The organism is Pseudomonas sp. Os17, from assembly GCF_001547895.1.
Classification (GTDB): Bacteria; Pseudomonadota; Gammaproteobacteria; order Pseudomonadales; family Pseudomonadaceae; genus Aquipseudomonas.
In genome coordinates this window covers 2,459,420-2,478,146 of the sequence record NZ_AP014627.1, presented here as the reverse complement: position 1 = coordinate 2,478,146, position 18,727 = coordinate 2,459,420, and the positions used below count along the sequence as shown (strand labels likewise).

Annotated in this window: 18 protein-coding genes and 1 pseudogene; 8 read left to right on the top strand and 11 right to left on the bottom strand. The window is 66.7% G+C overall.

The genetic code is table 11. The annotated features are described in order from the left end of the window. Nucleotides 1-32: 32 nt before the first annotated feature. The 3 genes and pseudogenes from POS17_RS11170 to kynU all read right to left on the bottom strand — a co-directional run bounded on the left by POS17_RS11170 (nucleotide 33) and on the right by kynU (nucleotide 4,208). Nucleotides 33-1,364 carry an OprD family porin gene (locus tag POS17_RS11170; RefSeq protein ID WP_129406800.1) on the bottom strand — a complete coding sequence of 444 codons (1,332 nt, stop codon included), beginning with the start codon at nucleotides 1,362-1,364 and terminating at the stop codon, nucleotides 33-35. 152 nt (nucleotides 1,365-1,516) lie between these two features. Then, nucleotides 1,517-2,932 (bottom strand): annotated as a pseudogene (locus POS17_RS11165) (amino acid permease). A 31-nt stretch (nucleotides 2,933-2,963) separates the two neighbouring features. Further along, nucleotides 2,964-4,208 (bottom strand): kynureninase, encoded by a 1,245-nt coding sequence (gene kynU, locus POS17_RS11160; RefSeq protein WP_060838593.1) that lies wholly within the window; start codon nucleotides 4,206-4,208, stop codon nucleotides 2,964-2,966. Between the two features lie 368 nt (nucleotides 4,209-4,576). On the opposite strand from kynU, the gene POS17_RS11155 reads away from it, so the two are divergent. Beyond that, on the top strand, nucleotides 4,577-5,533 hold the full coding sequence (locus POS17_RS11155; protein ID WP_060838592.1) for a nucleoside-specific channel-forming protein Tsx: 957 nt from the start codon (nucleotides 4,577-4,579) through the stop codon (nucleotides 5,531-5,533). Between the two features lie 101 nt (nucleotides 5,534-5,634). Next, complete coding sequence (locus POS17_RS11150) at nucleotides 5,635-6,663, top strand: purine-nucleoside phosphorylase (RefSeq protein WP_060838591.1); 1,029 nt, start codon at nucleotides 5,635-5,637, stop codon at nucleotides 6,661-6,663. 107 nt (nucleotides 6,664-6,770) lie between these two features. On the opposite strand, the gene POS17_RS11145 is transcribed toward POS17_RS11150, so the two are convergent. The 3 genes from POS17_RS11145 to POS17_RS11140 form a co-directional block, all read right to left on the bottom strand. Further along, nucleotides 6,771-7,727, bottom strand: a complete 957-nt coding sequence (locus tag POS17_RS11145; protein WP_060838590.1) for a quinone oxidoreductase family protein — start codon at nucleotides 7,725-7,727, stop codon at nucleotides 6,771-6,773. 38 nt (nucleotides 7,728-7,765) lie between these two features. Further along, nucleotides 7,766-7,939 (bottom strand): DUF1427 family protein, encoded by a 174-nt coding sequence (locus POS17_RS30880; RefSeq protein ID WP_016965498.1) that lies wholly within the window; start codon nucleotides 7,937-7,939, stop codon nucleotides 7,766-7,768. A 336-nt stretch (nucleotides 7,940-8,275) separates the two neighbouring features. Next, nucleotides 8,276-9,049: an AraC family transcriptional regulator gene (locus tag POS17_RS11140; RefSeq protein WP_060838589.1), complete on the bottom strand. Its 774-nt coding sequence runs from the start codon at nucleotides 9,047-9,049 to the stop codon at nucleotides 8,276-8,278. 233 nt (nucleotides 9,050-9,282) lie between these two features. Between POS17_RS11140 and POS17_RS11135 the strand changes: the two genes are divergently transcribed. Beyond that, complete coding sequence (locus POS17_RS11135) at nucleotides 9,283-9,510, top strand: DUF6555 family protein (RefSeq protein WP_060838588.1); 228 nt, start codon at nucleotides 9,283-9,285, stop codon at nucleotides 9,508-9,510. Nucleotides 9,511-9,559: 49 nt separating this feature from the next. Here the strand turns inward: POS17_RS11135 and POS17_RS30875 are convergent, their stop codons facing one another. Further along, a complete protein-coding gene (locus POS17_RS30875; protein WP_082729216.1) occupies nucleotides 9,560-9,730 on the bottom strand; it encodes a metallothionein in 171 nt (56 codons plus the stop codon). 223 nt (nucleotides 9,731-9,953) lie between these two features. Between POS17_RS30875 and glcD the strand changes: the two genes are divergently transcribed. Genes glcD through glcF form a run of 3 tightly spaced genes read left to right on the top strand, consistent with a single transcriptional unit; the run spans nucleotide 9,954 to nucleotide 13,741 of the window. Further along, nucleotides 9,954-11,453, top strand: coding sequence for a glycolate oxidase subunit GlcD (gene glcD / locus POS17_RS11130; RefSeq protein WP_060838587.1), 1,500 nt, complete (start codon nucleotides 9,954-9,956; stop codon nucleotides 11,451-11,453). After that, a complete protein-coding gene (gene glcE / locus POS17_RS11125) occupies nucleotides 11,453-12,517 on the top strand; it encodes a glycolate oxidase subunit GlcE (RefSeq protein ID WP_060838586.1) in 1,065 nt (354 codons plus the stop codon). Before glcD ends, glcE begins: the two co-directional genes overlap by 1 nt. A gap of 3 nt (nucleotides 12,518-12,520) precedes the next feature. Further along, entirely contained in the window at nucleotides 12,521-13,741 is a 1,221-nt protein-coding gene (gene glcF / locus POS17_RS11120) for a glycolate oxidase subunit GlcF (protein WP_060838585.1), read from the top strand. A gap of 65 nt (nucleotides 13,742-13,806) precedes the next feature. Here glcF and POS17_RS11115 read toward each other — a convergent pair whose 3' ends face one another. Both POS17_RS11115 and POS17_RS11110 read right to left on the bottom strand, forming a co-directional pair. Then, entirely contained in the window at nucleotides 13,807-14,256 is a 450-nt protein-coding gene (locus POS17_RS11115; protein WP_060838584.1) for a DMT family transporter, read from the bottom strand. A gap of 2 nt (nucleotides 14,257-14,258) precedes the next feature. Beyond that, a complete protein-coding gene (locus POS17_RS11110; RefSeq protein WP_060838583.1) occupies nucleotides 14,259-14,723 on the bottom strand; it encodes a DMT family transporter in 465 nt (154 codons plus the stop codon). A 152-nt stretch (nucleotides 14,724-14,875) separates the two neighbouring features. Here POS17_RS11110 and POS17_RS11105 point away from each other — a divergent pair, with 152 nt between their 5' ends. Beyond that, nucleotides 14,876-15,808 (top strand): LysR family transcriptional regulator, encoded by a 933-nt coding sequence (locus POS17_RS11105; protein WP_060838582.1) that lies wholly within the window; start codon nucleotides 14,876-14,878, stop codon nucleotides 15,806-15,808. Between the two features lie 415 nt (nucleotides 15,809-16,223). Here the strand turns inward: POS17_RS11105 and POS17_RS11100 are convergent, their stop codons facing one another. Then, nucleotides 16,224-17,543 carry an Nramp family divalent metal transporter gene (locus POS17_RS11100; protein WP_060838581.1) on the bottom strand — a complete coding sequence of 440 codons (1,320 nt, stop codon included), beginning with the start codon at nucleotides 17,541-17,543 and terminating at the stop codon, nucleotides 16,224-16,226. Between the two features lie 158 nt (nucleotides 17,544-17,701). On the opposite strand from POS17_RS11100, the gene POS17_RS11095 reads away from it, so the two are divergent. Further along, on the top strand, nucleotides 17,702-18,163 hold the full coding sequence (locus tag POS17_RS11095) for a thiol-disulfide oxidoreductase DCC family protein (RefSeq protein ID WP_060841911.1): 462 nt from the start codon (nucleotides 17,702-17,704) through the stop codon (nucleotides 18,161-18,163). Between the two features lie 18 nt (nucleotides 18,164-18,181). Here the strand turns inward: POS17_RS11095 and POS17_RS11090 are convergent, their stop codons facing one another. Continuing rightward, the gene (locus POS17_RS11090; RefSeq protein WP_060838580.1) at nucleotides 18,182-18,709 is read right to left on the bottom strand and encodes a DUF3833 domain-containing protein; all 528 of its coding nucleotides are present in this window, start codon (nucleotides 18,707-18,709) and stop codon (nucleotides 18,182-18,184) included. Nucleotides 18,710-18,727: the final 18 nt, after the last annotated feature.

Genomic DNA, 18,727 nt, shown 5'->3' with positions numbered 1-18,727 from the left:
GAGTTAACGCCATGGTGCTTGCTGCCCTGCCTTCAAAAGATATCGATCGGGTAATCGGTAATCAGCCGGAACTCATCGATATTGCCCTCGCCCTGCGCCACATTGGCCCGGTGCCAGGTCTGGCGCAGGCGAAAGCTCAGGTCCTTGAGCGGGCCGTTCTGCACCACATAGCGCGCTTCGAAGTTGATCTCGCGGTGCACGCCATCCCGGCCATACATCCCGACGTAGGCGCTGCCTGCCGGAGTGTGCGTGCCGTCGATGCCGGAGCCGCGCAGGTAGCGGGTCATCAGGTTCCAGCCGGGCATGCCGTAGCCGGCCAATGACAGGTCGTAGCGCAGTTGCCAGGAGCGTTCGTTGGGGCCGTTGAAGTCCGAGTACTGCACCGAGTTGGGCAGGTAGATCGAGGCGCCCTGGTCGCGGCCATTGCGGCCGTTGCGGTCCAGGTCGCCCACGCCCAGGTAGTCGAACGGGGTGTTGCCGTCGACGTTCTGCAGCGCCAGGGTCAGGCGGTGGGCGCCCAGGCCATAGAACACCGAGGCGCCCAGGGTGGTGTTGTCGATGGCGCCGGCTCTGGCCCGGCCGGTGTCGAGGGTGCGGTAGAGGTTCAGGTCGAAACCGGCCTGTCGGCCCTGCCCCAGGTCGGTACGGCCATTGAGGTTGGCGTAGTACTGGTTCCAGATGTCGGCGAAACGCGCCGCATAGAAGCTGGCGCCCAGGTCCGGGGTGAACCGGTACTGGCCGCCCAGGTAGTCCACCGAGGGGGTGGTGACGCCGGCATAGAAGGCCCAGAGATCGCCGTTGCTGTTGGTGGTGACGTGACCGGTGGCCGAGGTGAAATGCCCGGCCTGCAGCTTGAGTTTGTCCAGTTCCTGGCTGTCCAGGGCAAAGCCGGTGGCGGTTTCCGGAATCAGCCGGTTGTGGCCGACGGCGAACACCGGGGTGTCCACCGACTGTTCGCCGAAACGCAGCACGCTGTTGGAAACCTTCAATTTCAGCGCGGCCCCGGCCTTGGAATATTCGTCCGCCGGCTTGCCGTTGTCGTGAATCGGCAGGTTGTAGGTGCCGGTCTTGCCCCCGGAGGCATCCAGCTTGAGCCCGAGGGTGGCGAAGGCATCCACGCCGACGCCGACCGTGCCCTGAGTGAACCCGGATTCGAAGCGGCCGATAAAGCCCTGGGTCCAGTCCTTGCGGTCGGCACGGCCGTCCTGGACGCTGCGGTTGAGGTAGTAGTTGCGGGCTTGGATGCGCAGATGGCTGTCCTCGATGAAACCGGCCGACTCCTCCTCGGCACCGTGGACGGTCCAGGGCAGGCAACCCAGCAGCGGCAACAGCAAAAGCGGTGAACGGCGCATTACGTCAGACATGGCAAAACCCTTGTGGATTATTGTTTTTGTAGAAGTGGCGACAGGGATCGGCAGGGGTCCAAAGGTCCCGTAGGAGCCGGCAAGCCGGCGAAAGCGATCACACGGACCGCTTCGCCGACCAGACGGCTCCCGCGAACGGGGTGGTCCGGGACTCAGGGTTGGATCGGCAGCGGCTTGGGCGCCGCGGCGTCCAGCGGGCGCTTGCCGCGAAAGCGCAGGTAGTAGATGAGCAGGATCAGCGCCAGGAACGGCAGCCCGCAGACCAGGGTCAGGAAGAACTGCTCGGTGAACAGCGTGGTGATCATCACCGCCAGCATCAGCAACAGCCCTCCCAGGCTGGTCCAGGGGTAACCCCAGAGCTTGAACGCCAGGGGTTCGGGGCCCTGTTGCCGGCGAAAGAACAGGTGGGTGAGGAAGATCCCGGCCCAGGTGAACATGGCGCCGAACATGGCGATCGACATCATCAGGGTGAAGGCCTGGTCGGCGTAGGCCAGGTACAGCAAGGTGGCCAGGGCAATCCCCAGGGACGACAGCAGCAGCGCCGCCAGGGGCACGCCGTTGCGGCTCAGGCGCCCGAACAGCGCCGGAGCCTGGCCGGCCCGGGACAGGCTGAACATCAGGCGCGTGGTGATGTACAGCTGGCTGTTCATCGCCGACAGCGCCGCCACCAGGATCACCGCATTGATCACCCCGCCGGCATAGGGAATGCCGGTGGCCGCCATGACCATGACGAAGGGGCTTTCGCCACCGGTGTTGCGGCTTCAGGGCACGATGGCCAGGACCAGGGCGATGGTCAGCAGGTAGAACACCACCAGGCGCACCACGGTGATGCGAAAGGCCCGGGTCACCGCACGTTCCGGGTCCTTGGCCTCGCCCGCGGCCACGGCGATCATCTCGATGCTCAAGTAACTGAAGAAGGCCACGATCACCGCCACCCAGGTGCCCCAGGCGCCATGGGGAAAGAAGCCGCCGTCGTTGCTGTAGTTGGCAAAACCGATGCCCGAGCCGGGCGTCGCGCCGTACACCACCCAGGCCCCGAGCAGGATGAACACCAGGATGGCGCACAGCTTGAGCAGCGAGAACACATACTCGATGCCGCCGAACACCTTGACGCTGAAGGCGTTGGCCAGGATCAGCGCCAGGGAGAAACCCAGCATCCAGTAACCGCCGGGGACGTCCGGGTACCAGTACTTCATGTACATCGCCGCGGCGGTGATTTCCGTGCCCACGGCAAACACGATGGAGGCCCAGTAGGCGTAGCGGATGGCAAAGCCGAACCAGGGCGCCACATAGAATTCGGCGAACGAACCGAACGAGCCGGACGTCGGATGGCGCACGGTCATTTCCGCCAGACAGCCCATCAGCAGCAGCGCGATCACCGCGCCGATGGCGTAGCTCACCAGCACGCTGGGGCCGGCAAAGCCGATGGCGAAACTGCTGCCCAGGAACAGCCCGGTGCCGATCGCCCCGCCGATGGCGATCATCGACAGCTGGCCGCTGCTCAGGCTTTGCTTGAGTCCTTGTTCACGGTCTGCCACTTGTTTGAAGGTGCGTATTGTTTTTGTCATGACACTCTTGCTCCAAGGCTGGGCACGGGGTTCAGGTCACCGCTTTGCGGGCCAGGAACTGCGGCTGGTTCCACTCCTCGCTGACGAGGATCTCCCGCAGCGCGCCGACGCAGGCCCAGATGTCTTCAAAGCGGTTGTACAGCGGGGCAAAACCGAAACGCAGGAGGTCCGGCGCGCGGAAGTCGCCGACGATGCCCCGGGCGATCAGGGCCTGCATCACCGGGTAGGCCTGGGGGTGGCTCAGCGACACCTGGCTGCCGCGCTGCTCGGCATCGCGCGGGGTCTGCAACTGCACGCCCAACCCGGCCAGTTGCTCGTCACACAGGCGGATGAACAGCTCGGACAAGGCCAGGCTCTTGCTGCGCAAGGCGTGCAGGTCGACGCCGTCGAACACCTCCAGCGCCGCTTCCAGGGCCAGCACACCCAACTGGGGCGCGGTACCCACCAGCATCCGGTCGAGGCTCGGGTGCGGCTGGTAGTCATGGCTGAAATCGAAGGGCTTGGCGTGCCCGTGCCAACCGGTCAGCGGCTGGCGCACTTGGGCGATGTGACGCTCGGCGACAAACACAAAGGCCGGCGCGCCGGGGCCGCCATTGAGGTACTTGTAGCCGCAGCCCACGGCGAAATCCGCGCCGGCCGCGTTCAGCTCCACTGGCATGGCACCGGCCGAGTGGCACAGGTCCCAGACCACCAGCACACCCAGCTCATGGGCCCGCGCGGTGATCGCCGCCATGTCGTAGCGGCGGCCGGTCTTGTAGTTGACGTGAGTCAGGGAGAGGATCGCCACCTGGTCGCTGAGGGCGTCGAGGATCTGCTCCGGGTCAACGCACTGCAGCCGGCAGCCGGTCAGCTCCGCGACGCCCTGGGCGATGTACACGTCGGTGGGAAAGTTGCCGTTTTCCGCCAGGATCACCCGGCGCGACGGCTGCATGCGCAGGGCCGCCACCAGCACCTTGAACAGGTTGATCGAGGTGGAATCGGCCACTATCACTTCGTGCCCCTGGGCCCCGATCAGTCCGGCGATGCGCGCCCCGGTGCGCTGCGGCGCGGGGTACCAGTCGGCGTCGTTCCAGGAGTTGATCAGGCCCTGGGCCCACTCCACCTTGAGCACCTGCTCCAGGCGCGCCGGCACGTGGGCCGGCATCGCCCCCAGGGAGTTGCCGTCGAGGTAGACCTTGTGTTGCGGCAAGGTAAAACGCTGGCGACAGAAGGCCAGCGGGTCGGACTGATCCAACAGCTGGATCTGCTCCCGGGTACAGGGCGCAAAATGGTGCATGACGATCCCTCGGTGTCGATGGTTGGGGCGCCGGGGCCGCAGCAAACGGCCGCCAGCGAGTCCGGATCCTAGCCAGGGTCGTCATTACTGGATAATAGAAAATACCGCCCTTTGTATTCCCATAGGTAATAGCCAATCCGATTCGCTCCCCAGGTTCTGACGGGGCTGCGCCCTGCTGTCCTCACCCCGGGGCCGCACTCACCACGCCCCGCCTTTCCCGGGCTGTTCGGAACTTTTGCATTCAAGGGTTATTTCAACTTGGTACGCCCTATGCAAACGTTTGCGAGTGGTAATTTTGTGGGTGTTCGCCAATTTCCACCGCGGAGAGCGAACACCAGGGACTTCACACAACGGGAACAGGGACTTTCATGCACAACCCTCTGCGACGCCACGCGGCCCGCCGCGCCTTGGCCGTTTCGATATGGCTGGCCAGCGTTACCGGACTACCCAGCGCCTTGGCCCAGCCCCCCGCCGCCCCCATGGACGACTCCGCCCAGGGCGAAAGCCTGAGCGCCGATGTGCAACCGGGCAAAAAAGGCGCCTACCTGTCCGACTGGTACAACCAGGACCTGATGCTGATCGGCAGCAAGGACATCAGCTTCGGCCCGCGCCCGGCGGACGACGTCTACCTGGAGTACGAATACTTCGGGCGCAAGGGTCCCTTCGAGCTGTACGGCTACATCGACCTGCCGAAGATCCTCGACATCGGCAACAGCCACGACAAGGGCATCTGGGACCACGGCTCGCCGCTGTTCATGGAGCACGAACCGCGGATCTCCATCGATTACCTGGCCGGCCGCAGCCTGGCCATCGGCCCGTTCAAGGAGTGGTATGTGGCCTTCGACTGGATCTACGACCACGGCAGCCGCACCGCCAACCGCGCCAACACCCTGTACAGCGGCCTGGGCACCGACATCGACACCCATTCGCGGGTCAACCTCTCGGCCAACTTCTACGGCCGCTACCAGTGGGAAAACTACGGCGCCAGCAACGAATATTCCTGGGACGGCTACCGCGCCCAGCTGAAATACATCGTGCCCATCGACACCTTCAGCAACGGCGCCTCGCTGACCTACATCGGCTTCACCAATTTCGATTTCGGCTCCGACCTGCACCAGGACAACCCGGCGCGCACCGCCAATGCCACGGTGGCCACCAACGTGCTGCTGTACGCCTTCACTCACCTGCGCTTCACCCTGGTGGGCCGCTACTTCCACAACGGCGGCAACTGGGAGGACGGCAGCGTGCTGAATTTTGGCGATGGCGAGTTTCGCGCCCGCTCCAACGGCTGGGGCTATTACGCGGGGGTCGGGTATCAGTTCTAGAGGCAGCGGCAAGCTTTGAGCGGCAAGCGGCAAGCGCCGTCTGTTTGTAGCTTGAGGCTTGTAGCTTGAGGCTTGATATTTCTGAAGATGAAGGAGGTTGTATGCGTGGGATTAAAACCGTTTCGTGGGTCTTGGGTTTGAGCGCGCTGATGGTCAGCGGGGCCTGGGCCGGCGAGGCACCAATCAGGCCCAAGGTGGTGCTGATCAGCATGTTCGCGCCGGAAGCGCAGCACTGGATCGAGCGCCTGGAGCTCAAGCGCGAGATCCGCGTGCCGGGGCTGGCGGCGGAGTATCCGGTCATTCGTTGCAACGACCGGGAGGTGTGCCTGTTGACCACCGGCATGGGCCAGACCAATGCCGCGGCGTCGACCCTGGCCCTGGCCCTGTCGCCGAAGTTCGACCTGCGCAAAAGCTATTTCCTGATTGCCGGGATCGCCGGCATCAGCCCGCACCACGGCACCATCGGCACCGCCGCCTGGGCTCATTACCTGGTGGAGTTCGGCACCCAGTGGGAAATCGACTCCCGGGATGCGCCCAAGGACTGGCCCACCGGCTACCTGGGGATCAACACCAAGGGGCCGAACGAAAAACCGCCCCTGGACTACAAGACCGAGGTCTTTGAGCTGAACCCGAAACTGCAAGCCAAGGCCTTCGCCCTGAGCCAGCGGGTGAGCTTGAGCGAAAGCCCGCAATCGGCGGCCTGGCGCCTGAAATACCCCAAGGCCCCGGCCAACCAGCCGCCGGTGGTGACCCGCTGCGACACCCTGGCCGGCAACACCTGGTTTTCCGGCACTCGCCTCAGCGAACGGGCCGAGGTCTGGACCCGCCTGCTGACCGACAACAAAGGCACCTACTGCACCACCCAGCAGGAAGACAACTCCACCTACGAAGCCTTGCTGCGGGCCAGCCGCGAGGGCCTGGTGGACATCCAGCGTCTGGCGGTACTGCGCGCCGGCTCCGACTTCGACCGCCCGGCGCCGGGGGCCAGTGAAGTGGACAACCTGCTCAAGTACGCCGACCAGGGCGGCTTTGTCCCGGCCCTGGAGAACCTCTACCGGGCCGGCAATCCGCTGGTGCAGGACATTCTCAACAACTGGTCGGCCTGGGAAACAGGCGTCCCCGAAGCCTGACCACCCACCCCCCAAACCCGTAGGAGCCGGCTTGCCGGCGAAGGCGCTCTCAGGGGCCTCTTCGCTGGCAAGCCAGCTCCTACGGGGCGCAGCTGCAGCGTGGGCGCTCAGGGGATGAGGATGACTTTCTCGCCACGCCCCTGGTTCACTTCGGCGTAGCGCTCCAGCCCCTGCTCCAGGGGTGATTCGACCAAGCCTTCCGGCAGCGGCAGCAGGCCTTCATCGAAGTAGCGGCCGAACTGCTCCAGCATCGCCGCGCACGCCTCTACGCCATACAACAGCGAGTTGATCCCCACCACCGAGCCGCCCTTGCGGTACAGGGCCAGGGCCGGCAGTTGCACATGCCCGTCCACCGGCGCAGCAATGATGGCGATGCGGCCAAAGGTGGCCAGGGCCGGCACTGCCGCCGGCAGCCAGAAGCCGGTGGTGTCGAAGATCACCTCGGCGCCGTCGGCATACACCTCGGCCACCTGGGCCGCCAGGGTTTCCGGCTGTTGCAGGTGCAGGGTCGGATAGCCCAGCGTTTCAAGTGCCTGGACCTGCTCGGCCCGCCGCGCCGCCGCCAGCACCCGGGCCCCGCGCACCTTGGCCAGGGCCAGGGCCGCCGTGGCCACTGCACCGCCGCCGATCACCAGCAGCCGCGTACCGGCCGTCACGCCGCTGCGCTCCAGGGCATCCCAGGCGGTGGTGTACGGCACCCCGAGGCTCGCGGCCTGGGCAAAGCTCAGGTGCCGTGGCTTGCGGGCCACGCCCTGGGCGGACAGCACCACGTACTGGGCATGGCTGCCGTCGGCGAAAAAACCCAGCTCCTTGCCGGTGCCCCAGACCTCCTGGCCGATCAGCTCGGCCGGCCCCTGCTCCACCACCCCGGCGAAATCCCGCCCGGGAATCCGCGGCAGCGTGGTGTAGGGAAAGCGTCCGAGCACGTTCTTCACGTCGCTGGGGTTGAGGCCAGCGGCCTGGATGCGCACCAGCACCTGGCCGGCGCCCGGCAGCGGCGTGGGAAGGTCCACCACGTGCAGGGCAGCGAGGTCGCCGGTAGCGGAAAATTGCAGTGCTTTCATCGTCGGTTCCATGGGTCAGGGGTAAAAAAAGCGCGTGTTCAGGACAGCCAACTGCTCAACAGCTGGCGCCCCAGCGGCCACAACTGCTCACCGCCGAGCATGCCCAGCAGGCCCACCAGGGCAATCGCCGGCGGCGCCGGGGAACGCACCTGCAAGGCGCCGTAAAGCAGGCCGACCAGCAGGCCGGCGGCCAGGGAGATCAGGTAATTCATGTGGCGCTCCAGAAGCCGTGGCGTCCGTGCCGGGGTGATGTGGCGTGTGCGACAAAGTCTAGGTGGCGAGCGCTAGCGGCATCGGCCAAGTGCTTCAGGATTTCGGCCAAGACCGTAACCTGTAGCCGCTGCCGCAGGCTGCGAACGGGCCCGAAGGGCACGCTGGGCGGCCGCCGCGTTGTTTCAGTGAAGGATGATGGGCCTTTGCGCCGACGGCGTCGGCGGGCGCAGCCTCGCAGGCTCGTCAGCGGCTACAAGGTTGCCGAGGGCTCGCGGTTTGTGTAGCCGCTGCCGCAGGCTGCGAACGGGACCGAAGGGCACGCTGGGCAGGCGCCGCTACCCCAGGTTGGCGCTGGCGTACTGGGAAGGTGCGACACCCAGTTCGCGACGGAACATGTCGCTGAAGCTGCTGGGGGAATAGCCCAGTTCGAGGGCAATGCGGCTCACCGGTACCCCCTGGATCAGCTCCGCGGCAGCGGTGGCCAGTTGCACCTGGCGCCGCCATTCGGCAAAGCCCAGGCCCAACTGTTCCTTGAACAGCCGCGCCAGGGTGCGCACGCTGGCCCCTGCCGCGTCGGCGTGCTGTTCAAAGGAAATGGCCAGGGACGGTGCCGCCATCACCGCTTGGCACAGGCTGCTCAGGCGCCGGTCGGAAGCGTCCGGCAGGGCGATCTTCAGCAGCGAGCGGCGGGCCCGTTGCAGCTCCAGCAAAGCCAGCGCGACCAGCGCCTCGTAGTACTCCGGCTGCGGCGGGTCGAGCTCCACCAGGCGCACGATCAGCTCCCGCAGCAGGTTGTCCACCTGCAGCACCTGGACGCTGGGGTCCAGGGTCGCCGCCAGGGACGGACGCAAGTAGATATTGCGCATCTGCAAGTCGCTGACCACGCGAATCCCGTGCCGTACCCCGGGCGGCAGCCACACGGCCCGCTGCGGCGGCACTACCAGGGCCTCGGTGGGCGTCTCGACCCACATCACTCCGCTCATGGCGTACAGCAACTGGCCCCAGGCGTGTTCGTGGGGCTCGATGAACAACCCGCGCGGATAGGTGCGAGCCAGGGGTTGCACGGGGATCGCGGGATCGCTCAGATCGGGAGGGGTGGCCAGGGCCATGACAAGCTCGCAACGGGTCGGCGGGGGCCCATGGTAACCAGCGTCTGCAGCGCCCGCCAGCCGCCGGAAAGCGCACCGGGAACAGGCAGCTTTCAGGGGCCCGGCGGCATCGCCCCGGCCTTGGGCCGGTCCACGCCCGGGCAACGACCGTTGGCGCCAGAGTCGGACAATCAAAGTGAATTTTTTGGTGCCCGCAGGATCACTCAAGAATCACAGGGAGGAAGAACGGCTCTATGAACAACGCAAAACTTTTCGTCATCGAATACACCCTTCACGGCGCGCCCAAGTCCTTCATCATCCGCCAGGACAAGATGGACAACGCCGAGGCCTGGCACTGGGCCAGTTGCGATGCCGGTGTCGGACGCATCGGCCGCTTCGGCCGGGAACGGGTAAAGAAAACCAGCAAGCCCATGGCCGAGAAGTTCGGCATCGAGAACGTCACCTGGCGCCCTTCGGTCTAGGCGCCGCCGATGCGGGTGGGGCCCTGTGGCTCCACCCGCCCTGCCCGCTTCAGCCGTGGGCGCCCTTGGCGCATTTGCAGCCGTCGGTGGAGGCACAAGGTTCACCGTGGGCGTGGTGATCGGCGCACGCCTGACAGCAGTAGTGCTTACCGTGACGGACAATCGGGTGGGCGCCGAGCTTGCAGGTGCAAGCCGGACAGGCACAGGTTTCATTGGACATGGCTGGGTTCCTCTTTCGGATGAGACTCGATCAGCGCAGCACCTGAAACGGCAGCGCACAGCGCAGGGTTCGAGTACTTGGAAAGGTTAGGTCAATCCGCTGCGCTTACCCGGCCACAAGCGACTAAAGTGGTGCAGCCAGCGCCAGCGCAGACGGACGGACACCAGACCCGCTGATAGCGCTGTCGCGACCTGATAAAAATCACTCAAGGTCCTTCGCCGCCATGACCATGCTCTACGACGAACGCCTCGACGGCGCCCTGCCCGAGGTCGACCGCCAGGCCCTGATCCAGGTGCTGCGCCAACAGCTTCCGGAGCTCGAGCTGCTGGACCAGGAGCAGCAGCTCAAGCCCTACGAGTGCGATGGCCTCAGCGCCTACCGCAGCACGCCGATGCTGGTGGCCCTGCCCCGGCACCTGGACCAGGTGCAGCGCATCCTGCAGATCTGCCATGCGCACCGCGTGCCGGTGGTGGCCCGGGGCGCCGGCACCGGCCTGTCCGGCGGCGCCCTGCCCCTGGAGAACGGCCTGTTGCTGGTGATGGCGCGCTTCAAGGACATCCTGCAGATCGACCCCGCCGCGCGTTGTGCCAGGCTCCAGCCCGGGGTGCGCAACCTGGCCATCTCCCAGGCCGCCGCGCCCTTCGGCCTGTACTACGCCCCCGACCCGTCTTCGCAGATCGCCTGTTCGATTGGCGGCAACGTCGCGGAAAACGCCGGCGGCGTGCACTGCCTGAAATACGGCCTGACCGTGCACAACCTGCTCAAGGTCCAGATGCTCAGCGTCGAGGGCCAGCCCCTGACCCTGGGCAGCGACGCCCTAGATTCGCCGGGCTTCGACCTGCTGGCGCTGTTCACCGGCTCCGAGGGCCTGCTGGGGGTGATCACCGAAGTCACGGTCAAGCTGCTGCCCAAGCCGCAGATCGCCAAGGTGCTGCTGGCGGCCTTCGATTCGGTGGAAGCCGCCGGCCGCGCCGTGGCCGAGATCATTGCCGCAGGGATCATCCCCGGCGGCCTGGAGATGATGGACAACCTGGCGATCCGCGCCGCCGAGGACTTCATCCACGCCGGCTACCCGGTGGACGCCGAAGCCATCCTGCTGTGCGAACTGGACGGGGTTGAGGCTGATGTGCATGACGACTGCGAGCGGGTGCGCCAGGTGCTGGAACGCGCCGGCGCCAGCGAGGTGCGCCTGGCCCGCGACGAAGCCGAGCGCGTGCGCTTCTGGGCCGGGCGCAAGAACGCCTTCCCGGCGGTGGGGCGCCTGGCGCCGGACTACTACTGCATGGACGGCACCATTCCCCGCCGGCAGTTGCCGGGGGTGCTGCGGGGCATCGCCCGCCTGGCCGAGGAGCACCAGCTGCGGGTGGCCAATGTGTTCCATGCCGGCGACGGCAACATGCACCCGCTGATCCTGTTCGACGCCAACCAGCCCGGCGAGCTGCAACGGGCCGAGGCCCTGGGCGGCAAGATCCTCGAACTGTGCGTGGCGGTGGGTGGCAGCATCACCGGCGAACACGGCGTGGGCCGGGAAAAAATCAACCAGATGTGCGCCCAGTTCAACCACCACGAACTGCACCTGTTCCACGCCATCAAGGCGGCCTTCGACCCCGGCGGCCTGCTCAACCCCGGGAAGAACATCCCGACCCTGCAACGCTGCGCGGAATTCGGCGCCATGCACATCCATCACGGGCAACTGCCCTTCCCCGAACTGGAGCGGTTCTGATGAGCACGGACAGCGATTTCGATGCCACCGAGGCGTGGCTGGAACAGGTGCGCGACGCCCTGCAGAGCCATACGCCGCTGCGCATCCAGGGCTCCAACAGCAAGGCCTTTCTCGGCCGCGAGTGCGCCGGGGAAATCCTCGACACCCGCAGCCATCGCGGCATCGTCAGCTATGACCCCACGGAGCTGGTGATCAGTGCCCGGGCCGGCACTCCGCTCAGTGAATTGCACGCCACCCTGGACGCCGCCGGGCAGATGCTGCCCTGCGAGCCGCCGTCCTTCGGCGCCGGCGCGACCCTGGGCGGCATGCTCGCCAGTGGCCTGTCCGGGCCGCGTCGACCCTGGGCCGGCGCGGTACGGGATTTCGTCCTCGGCACCCGGATCATCAGCGGCGGCGGCCAGCACCTGCGCTTTGGCGGCGAGGTGATGAAGAACGTCGCCGGTTACGACCTGTCGCGGCTGATGGCCGGCAGCTTCGGCTGCCTGGGGCTGATCACCGAAGTCTCGTTGAAGGTCCTGCCCAAGCCCCGGCAATGCCTGAGCCTGAGCCTGGAAATGGACCGCCGGCGCGCCCTCGCGCAACTGGCCGAATGGGGCCAGCAGCCCTTGCCGATCAGCGCCGCCTGCCATGACGGCGAGCGCCTGCACCTGCGCCTGGAAGGCGGCGAAGGCTCGGTGGCGGCGGCCCATGAGCGCCTGGGCGGCGAGCCTCTGGATTCGGGCTACTGGAGCCAGCTCAATGAACAGCAGCTGGACTTCTTCAACCCCGGCCTGCCGCTGTGGCGCCTGTCGCTGCCGCACAACACGCCGCTGCTGGCACTGCCCGGCGAACAACTGCTGGACTGGGGCGGCGCCCAGCGCTGGCTGAAGACCGAGGCCACGGCCGCCGAGATCCGCGCCGCCGTCAGCGCCGTCGGCGGCCACGCCAGCTGCTACAGCCACGGCCTGCAGGACAGCCCGTTCCAGCCCCTGGCGCCGACCCTGCTGCATTACCACCAGCGGCTCAAGGCGCAGCTGGACCCGCAAGGGATCTTCAACCCCGGCCGACTCTACGCGGAGTTCTAGACCATGCAGACCACCCTCAGCCCCGAGGCCCGGCAACTGCCCCGGGCCGCCGAAGCCGAGCGCATCCTGCGCAACTGCGTGCATTGCGGCTTCTGCAACGCCACCTGCCCCACCTACCAGTTGCTGGGCGACGAGCTGAACGGCCCGCGGGGGCGCATCTACCTGATCAAGCAGGTGCTCGAAGGCGCCCCGGCCACCGCCCAGGCCCAGCAGCACCTGGACCGCTGCCTGTCGTGCCGCAACTGCGAGAGCACCTGCCCGTCCGGGGTCGACTACCACAACCTGCTGGACATCGGCCGCGCCGTGGTCGATGCCGCCCTGCCCCGGCCCGTCGGCCAGCAGCTGCTGCGCCGCGGGCTGCGAGCCCTTAGCGCCAACCCGCGGCTGTTCAAGGCCCTGATCAACAGCGGCAGCCGCCTGCGTCCGCTGCTGCCCCAGGCGCTGCAGGACAAGCTGCCGCGCCAGTTGCCCAGCGCCAAGCCGCGCCCCGCCCCGCGCCATTCGCGGCGCGTGCTGTTACTCGAAGGCTGCGTGCAGCCGGGGTTGTCGCCCAACACCAATGCCGCGGCGGCGCGGGTCCTGGATCGCCTGGGCATCAGCGTGCAGCCGGTCGCCGAGGCCGGCTGCTGCGGCGCCGTGGACTATCACCTGGACGCCCAGGTAGCCGGCCTGCGGCGCGCCCGACGCAACATCGACGCCTGGTGGCCGCACCTGCAACAGGGCGCCGAGGCGATCATCCAGACCGCCAGCGGCTGTGGCGCCTTCATCAAGGAGTACCAGCAGCTGCTGGCCCACGACCCGGCCTACCGCGACAAGGCCCGGCAGGTCAGCGCCCTGGCCCGGGACCTGGTGGAGGTGCTGCACAACGAACCCGTGGAACAGCTCGGCGCCCACAGCGAACAGCGTCTGGCCTTCCATTGCCCCTGTACCCTGCAGCACGCGCAGAAGCTCGGCGGCGCCGTGGAAAGCCTGCTGCAGCGCCTGGGCTTCAACCTCACCGCGGTGCCCGACAGCCACCTGTGCTGCGGCTCGGCGGGCACCTATTCACTGACCCAGCCGGCGCTGGCGCGGCAACTGCGGGACGACAAGCTGCGGGCCCTGGAAAGCGGCGGGCCGGAGCTTATCGTCACCGCCAATATCGGCTGCCAGACCCACCTCGATGGCGCCGGCCGCACCCCGGTCCGCCACTGGATCGAAGTGCTGGAGGATTCGCTTCGCTCATAAGCTGCAAGCCGCCAGCTTCAAGCTTCAAGCTTGCGGCTTGCGGCTTATGGCTTATGGCTTATGGCTTATGGCCGCGCATTGCTGCGGTACATGAACAGCAGCGCCAGGGCCAGGCACAGCATTGCCAGCAGGCGGCTGGAGGACAGCTCGATGGCCGGGTTGCCGAACCAGCCGAAGTTGTCGATCAGCATGCCCATGCCCAACTGCCCGAGAATCACCGCCACCGTGGCCACCGCGGTGCCCACCCGCGGCACCGCGCCGACCATCACCAGCATGTAGACCACGCCGAACAGCGCGCCGGTCAGTTGCCATTTCGGCGCCTGAAGCAACGTCATGGCCTGGGGCGGCTGGAAAAACACGATCAACAGACCGGTGATCAAGGCGCCCACGGCAAAGGTCAGCAGGCTGCTGCGCAGCACCCCGACGCTTTCTCCCAGGCGGCCATTGATCGCCGCCTGCACACTGAGCACCGCACCCGCAGCCACCACCAGCACCAACAATAGAATCAGGTTCATGTTCAACCTCGGGCAATCAGGATCAGGGCCACGACAATCAGCACCAGGGCCAGCCAGCGTTCGCCATTGACCGGCTTGCGTGCGCTGCCGAACCAGCCGTAATGGTCGATCAGCACGCTCTTGCCCACTTGCCCTGAGAGGATCGCGATCATGGTCATGGCAATACCGATATGGGGCGTGGCCAGGGTCAGCACCACCACGTAGATCGGCCCCAGCACCCCGCCGAGCAGCTGCCAGCGCGGCAGCTGGCTCAGGGCCGGCCCCGGCTGCGGGCCGCTGAACAACAACAGCAGCAACAGCAGCGCCGCGCCCACGCCGAAGATGCTCAGGGTGGCCCACAGATGCCCGACCTGGGCGCCCAGCGGGCCGAGCAAGCCGGCCTCCACCGACAGGCCCATGCCGGCCAGGATCACCAGCGGCAACAGTATCAGGCGCTGCCAGCCGGCAGCGGGCGCGGCGCCCGCCATCGGCTTCGGCAGCGGTGTATCTAGAGCTTCAGAGGACATGCGACACCTGCTCGACATCAAGGAATGGCCGGCATTATCGATTGCACGAGCTTTGCGATAAATGCCAGCATGCCGACAACTCTTTTGCGCAAAACGCACAGCAGGACGCTCCCATGCAAGGCTTCAACGATCTCGGTTTCAAGGCCCTGCGCCTGTTCATCGCGGTGCTCGACCAGGGCAGTTTCTCGTCCGTGGCACGCCGCGAGGGGCTGGCGCCCTCGTCCATCTCGCGGCAGATCCAGCTGATGGAACAGGCCCTGGGCCAGCAGTTGCTCTATCGCCACACCCGCGCCGTCAGCCCCACCGAGGCCGGGCGCCTGCTGGGCCATCATGCGCGGCGGGTGCTGGCGCAGTGGGAAGAAGCCGAACAGGCGCTGCAGGAACAGCAGGACGAACCGGCCGGGCTGGTGCGGATCAACGCCCCGGTGGTGTTCGGCCAGCGTCACCTGTCGCCCTGGCTTGGCGAGCTGCTGGGCCGCTACCCCAAGCTGCAACTGGAGATCCAGCAGACCGACAACTACATCGACCCCTTGCAGGACGGCACCGACCTGCTGTTTCGCATCGGCACCCTGGAAGACTCCTCGATGCAGGCCCGCCTGCTGGCCCCGCAGCGCTACCGGGTGGCGGCCAGCCCGGCCTACCTGGCCCGGCATGGCACACCGCACCACCCGCAGCAGCTGCACCAGCACCAGTGCCTGGCCTACAAGGGCGAAACCGGCCAGCAACGCTGGTTCTTCCGCCAGGGCCGGGGCGACTGGACGCCCTACAGCGTCAAGGGCCCGCTGACCGGCAACCACGCCGACACCCTGACCCAGGCCGCCGAACAGGGCCTGGGGCTGGTGATGTTTCCTTCCTGGCTGATTGGCGAGGCCCTGCACCAGGGCCGTCTGGTGGCGCTGTTCGAAGGCTTCGAAGTGGCCACCAGCCTCGAACCGCAACAGATCGCCGCCCTGTGGCCCGGTAGCCGACGGCTGTCAGTGAAAGTGCGCACCGTGATCGACTTCTTCGTCGAGAAATTCGGCCCGGAGCCCTATTGGGATCGCTAGCGCCACCGCCACCCGCGCACCCGCCCCGTAACCGTAGGAGCTGGCTTGCCAGCGAAGGCGTCGGCAAGACCTGCACAAGACTCAGCGGCCTCTTCGCCGGCAAGCCGGCTCCTACAAGACCATCGCATTCCCCCGTAGGAGCTGGCTTGCCAGCGAAGGCGTCGGCAAGACCTGCACAAGACTCAGCGGCCTCTTCGCCGGCAAGCCGGCTCCTACAAGACCATCGCATTCCCCCGTAGGAGCTGGCTTGCCAGCGAAGGCGTCGGCAAGACCTGCACAAGACTCAGCGGCCCCTTCGCCGGCAAGCCGGCTCCTACAGGACCATCGCATTCCCACGTAGGAGCTGGCTTGCCAGCGAAAGCGTCGGCAAGACCTGCACAAGACTCAGCGGCCTCTTCGCCGGCAAGCCGGGCTCCTACAGGAAGAGTTGGGCAATCAGCCAGGCGTTGGCGGCGCTGATGATGGCAAACAGGCTCCAGGCGAGGATCCGGGTTGGCCAGCGGTTGACGAATTCGCCCATCAGGCGCCGGTCGTTGGTCATGCGGATCAGCGGGTACAGGGCGAACGGCAACTGCAGGCTGAGCACCACCTGGCTCAGCACCAGCAACTGGCCCACGGCGCCGTCGCCCAGCAGCCAGACACCGATGAACGCCGGGATCAGCGCCAGCCCGCGGGTGATCAGGCGCCGTTGCCAGCAGGGAATCCGCAGGTTCAGGTAACCCTCCATGATCACCTGCCCGGCAATGGTCCCGGTGAAGGTCGAGCTCTGCCCCGAGGCCAGCAGCGCCACGCCGAACAGCACGCTGGCCAGGGCCCCGCCCACCAGCGGATCGAGCAGATGGTAGGCATCCTGGATCTCCACCACGTCGCTGTGGCCGGTGTTGTGGAAGGCCGCGGCGGCGAGGATCAGGATCGCCGCGTTCACCAGCAGCGCCAGGGCCAGGGAGCCGATGGTGTCGATGCGCGCCAGCTTGATGGCGTCGGCGCGGCTGGCCCGGTCCTGGCCGATCAAGCGGGTCTGCACCACCGAGGTGTGCAGGTAGAGGTTGTGGGGCATCACCGTGGCGCCGAGGATGCCAATCGCCAGGTACAGCGGTGCGGCGTCGCTGATGGCCGAGAGCGACGGGGTGAAGCCCCGGGCCACGTCCGGCCAATAGGGTTTGATCAGCAGCAGTTCAATGAAGAAACACACGCCGATGGTCGCCACCAGCGCCAGCATGATCGCCTCCAGCCGGCGAAAACCGCGGTTCTGCAAGGCCAGCACCAGCAAGGTGTCAAAGGCGGTGATGACGATCCCGGTGCTCAGCGACACCCCCAGCAACAGGTGGAACGCCAGGGCGCAGCCCAGCACTTCGGCAAGGTCGGTGGCGATGATCGACACCTCGGCCGCCAGCCATTGGGCCCGGGCCGAACGGCGGCTGTAGCGCTCCCGGCACAGCTGCGCCAGATCGCGCCCCGTGGCAATGCCCAGGCGCGAGCACAGGCATTGCACCGCCATGCCGGCCAGGCTCGCCAGCAGCACCACGAACAGCAGGTTGTAGCCATAGCGCGAGCCGGCCTCGATGGCCGTGGCCCAGTTGCCGGGGTCCATGTAGCCGATGGAGATCAGCAGCCCGGGGCCGGCAAAGCGCAGCAGGCGCTTGAACAACGAGGCACGGGGATCGACGGATACGGAACCCGCCACTTCCGGCGGACAAAAGGGCGCTGTGGCGATTTTCGGCAGGCTGAATTTCACGGGGATTTCCACGACGGATTGGAGCAAGAGCCCAGCTTAGAGGTTTCAGCCCGGGCACCCAAGCCTGAATATTGACCTTGAAGGGGCGTATGCTGCTGCCTTTGCAGCGCCTGGCGGCCCCTGCCGCAGGCTTCGATAGCACGCCCAAGGTGGCCCCCGTGAACAGCCCTGCGACCGATCCCCGCCCCGACACCCTGCCCCCCTTCCTGCACCCCGGCGACCGGGTCCTGCTGTTCGACGGGGTGTGCAAGCTGTGCAATGCCTCGGTGCAGTTCGTGATCCGCCACGACCGCCAGCGGCGGATCAAGCTGGCGTCGATGCAATCGCCCCAGGGCCAGGCCTTGCTGAAGTGGTTCGGCCAGCCCACGGATCAGTTCGACACGGTGCTGCTGATCGAAGACCGAGGCCTGTCCCAACGTTCCGAGGCCTTTATCCGCCTGATGGCACAACTGCCCACACCCTGGCGCTGGCTGCGCCTGCTGCGCTGGATCCCGCGGCCGCTGCGGGACTGGGCCTACGACCGGATCGCTGGCAATCGCTACCGCTGGTTCGGCCGGAATGAGGTGTGCCTGCTGCCGAGACCCGAGCATCGCGGACGCTTTCTCGACGACCCGTCCTGAGGCACGGGTCGAGCGCCGTCAGTTGGGCTGGCGGCGGAAGAACAGGCTGACCTGCCCCAGCTCGAAGCCGAACTTGGTCATGTAGGAGCGATTGGCCAGGGTGTTTTCGTCCAACAGGTACATCCAGTCGTCGAAGTGCACCTGGTAGGTCTTGCCGTCCACCGGCAGGTTGAGCACGTAGCGCCAGCGCAGGGCATTGCCGGACACCTCGCCCAGGGCCTCGCCGACCACATCGTCGGCGGTGCCGCGCCACAGTCCAGGCCCCGCCGGGACCAGGGTCCAGACCCGGGTCTGGCGGGTGCCGTCGCTGTAGGTGAAGTCCTCGTGCATGATGAATTTCTCGCCCTCGCTGCGGCTGTCGATCTGCACATGGAAGCGTTTGATCACCTCGCCGGAGCGCTTCTGAAACAGGCCCCAGGCCTCGACCCGGCCAGTGAAGAACTGGCGCAGTTCCAGCTCGGGTTTCTGCTCGCGGTACTGCTTGACGTCGGTGTCGCTGCAGGCGACCAGGCCCAGGCACAGCAACAGCAGGTATTTCTTGAACATGGCACATCTCCTGTGCTG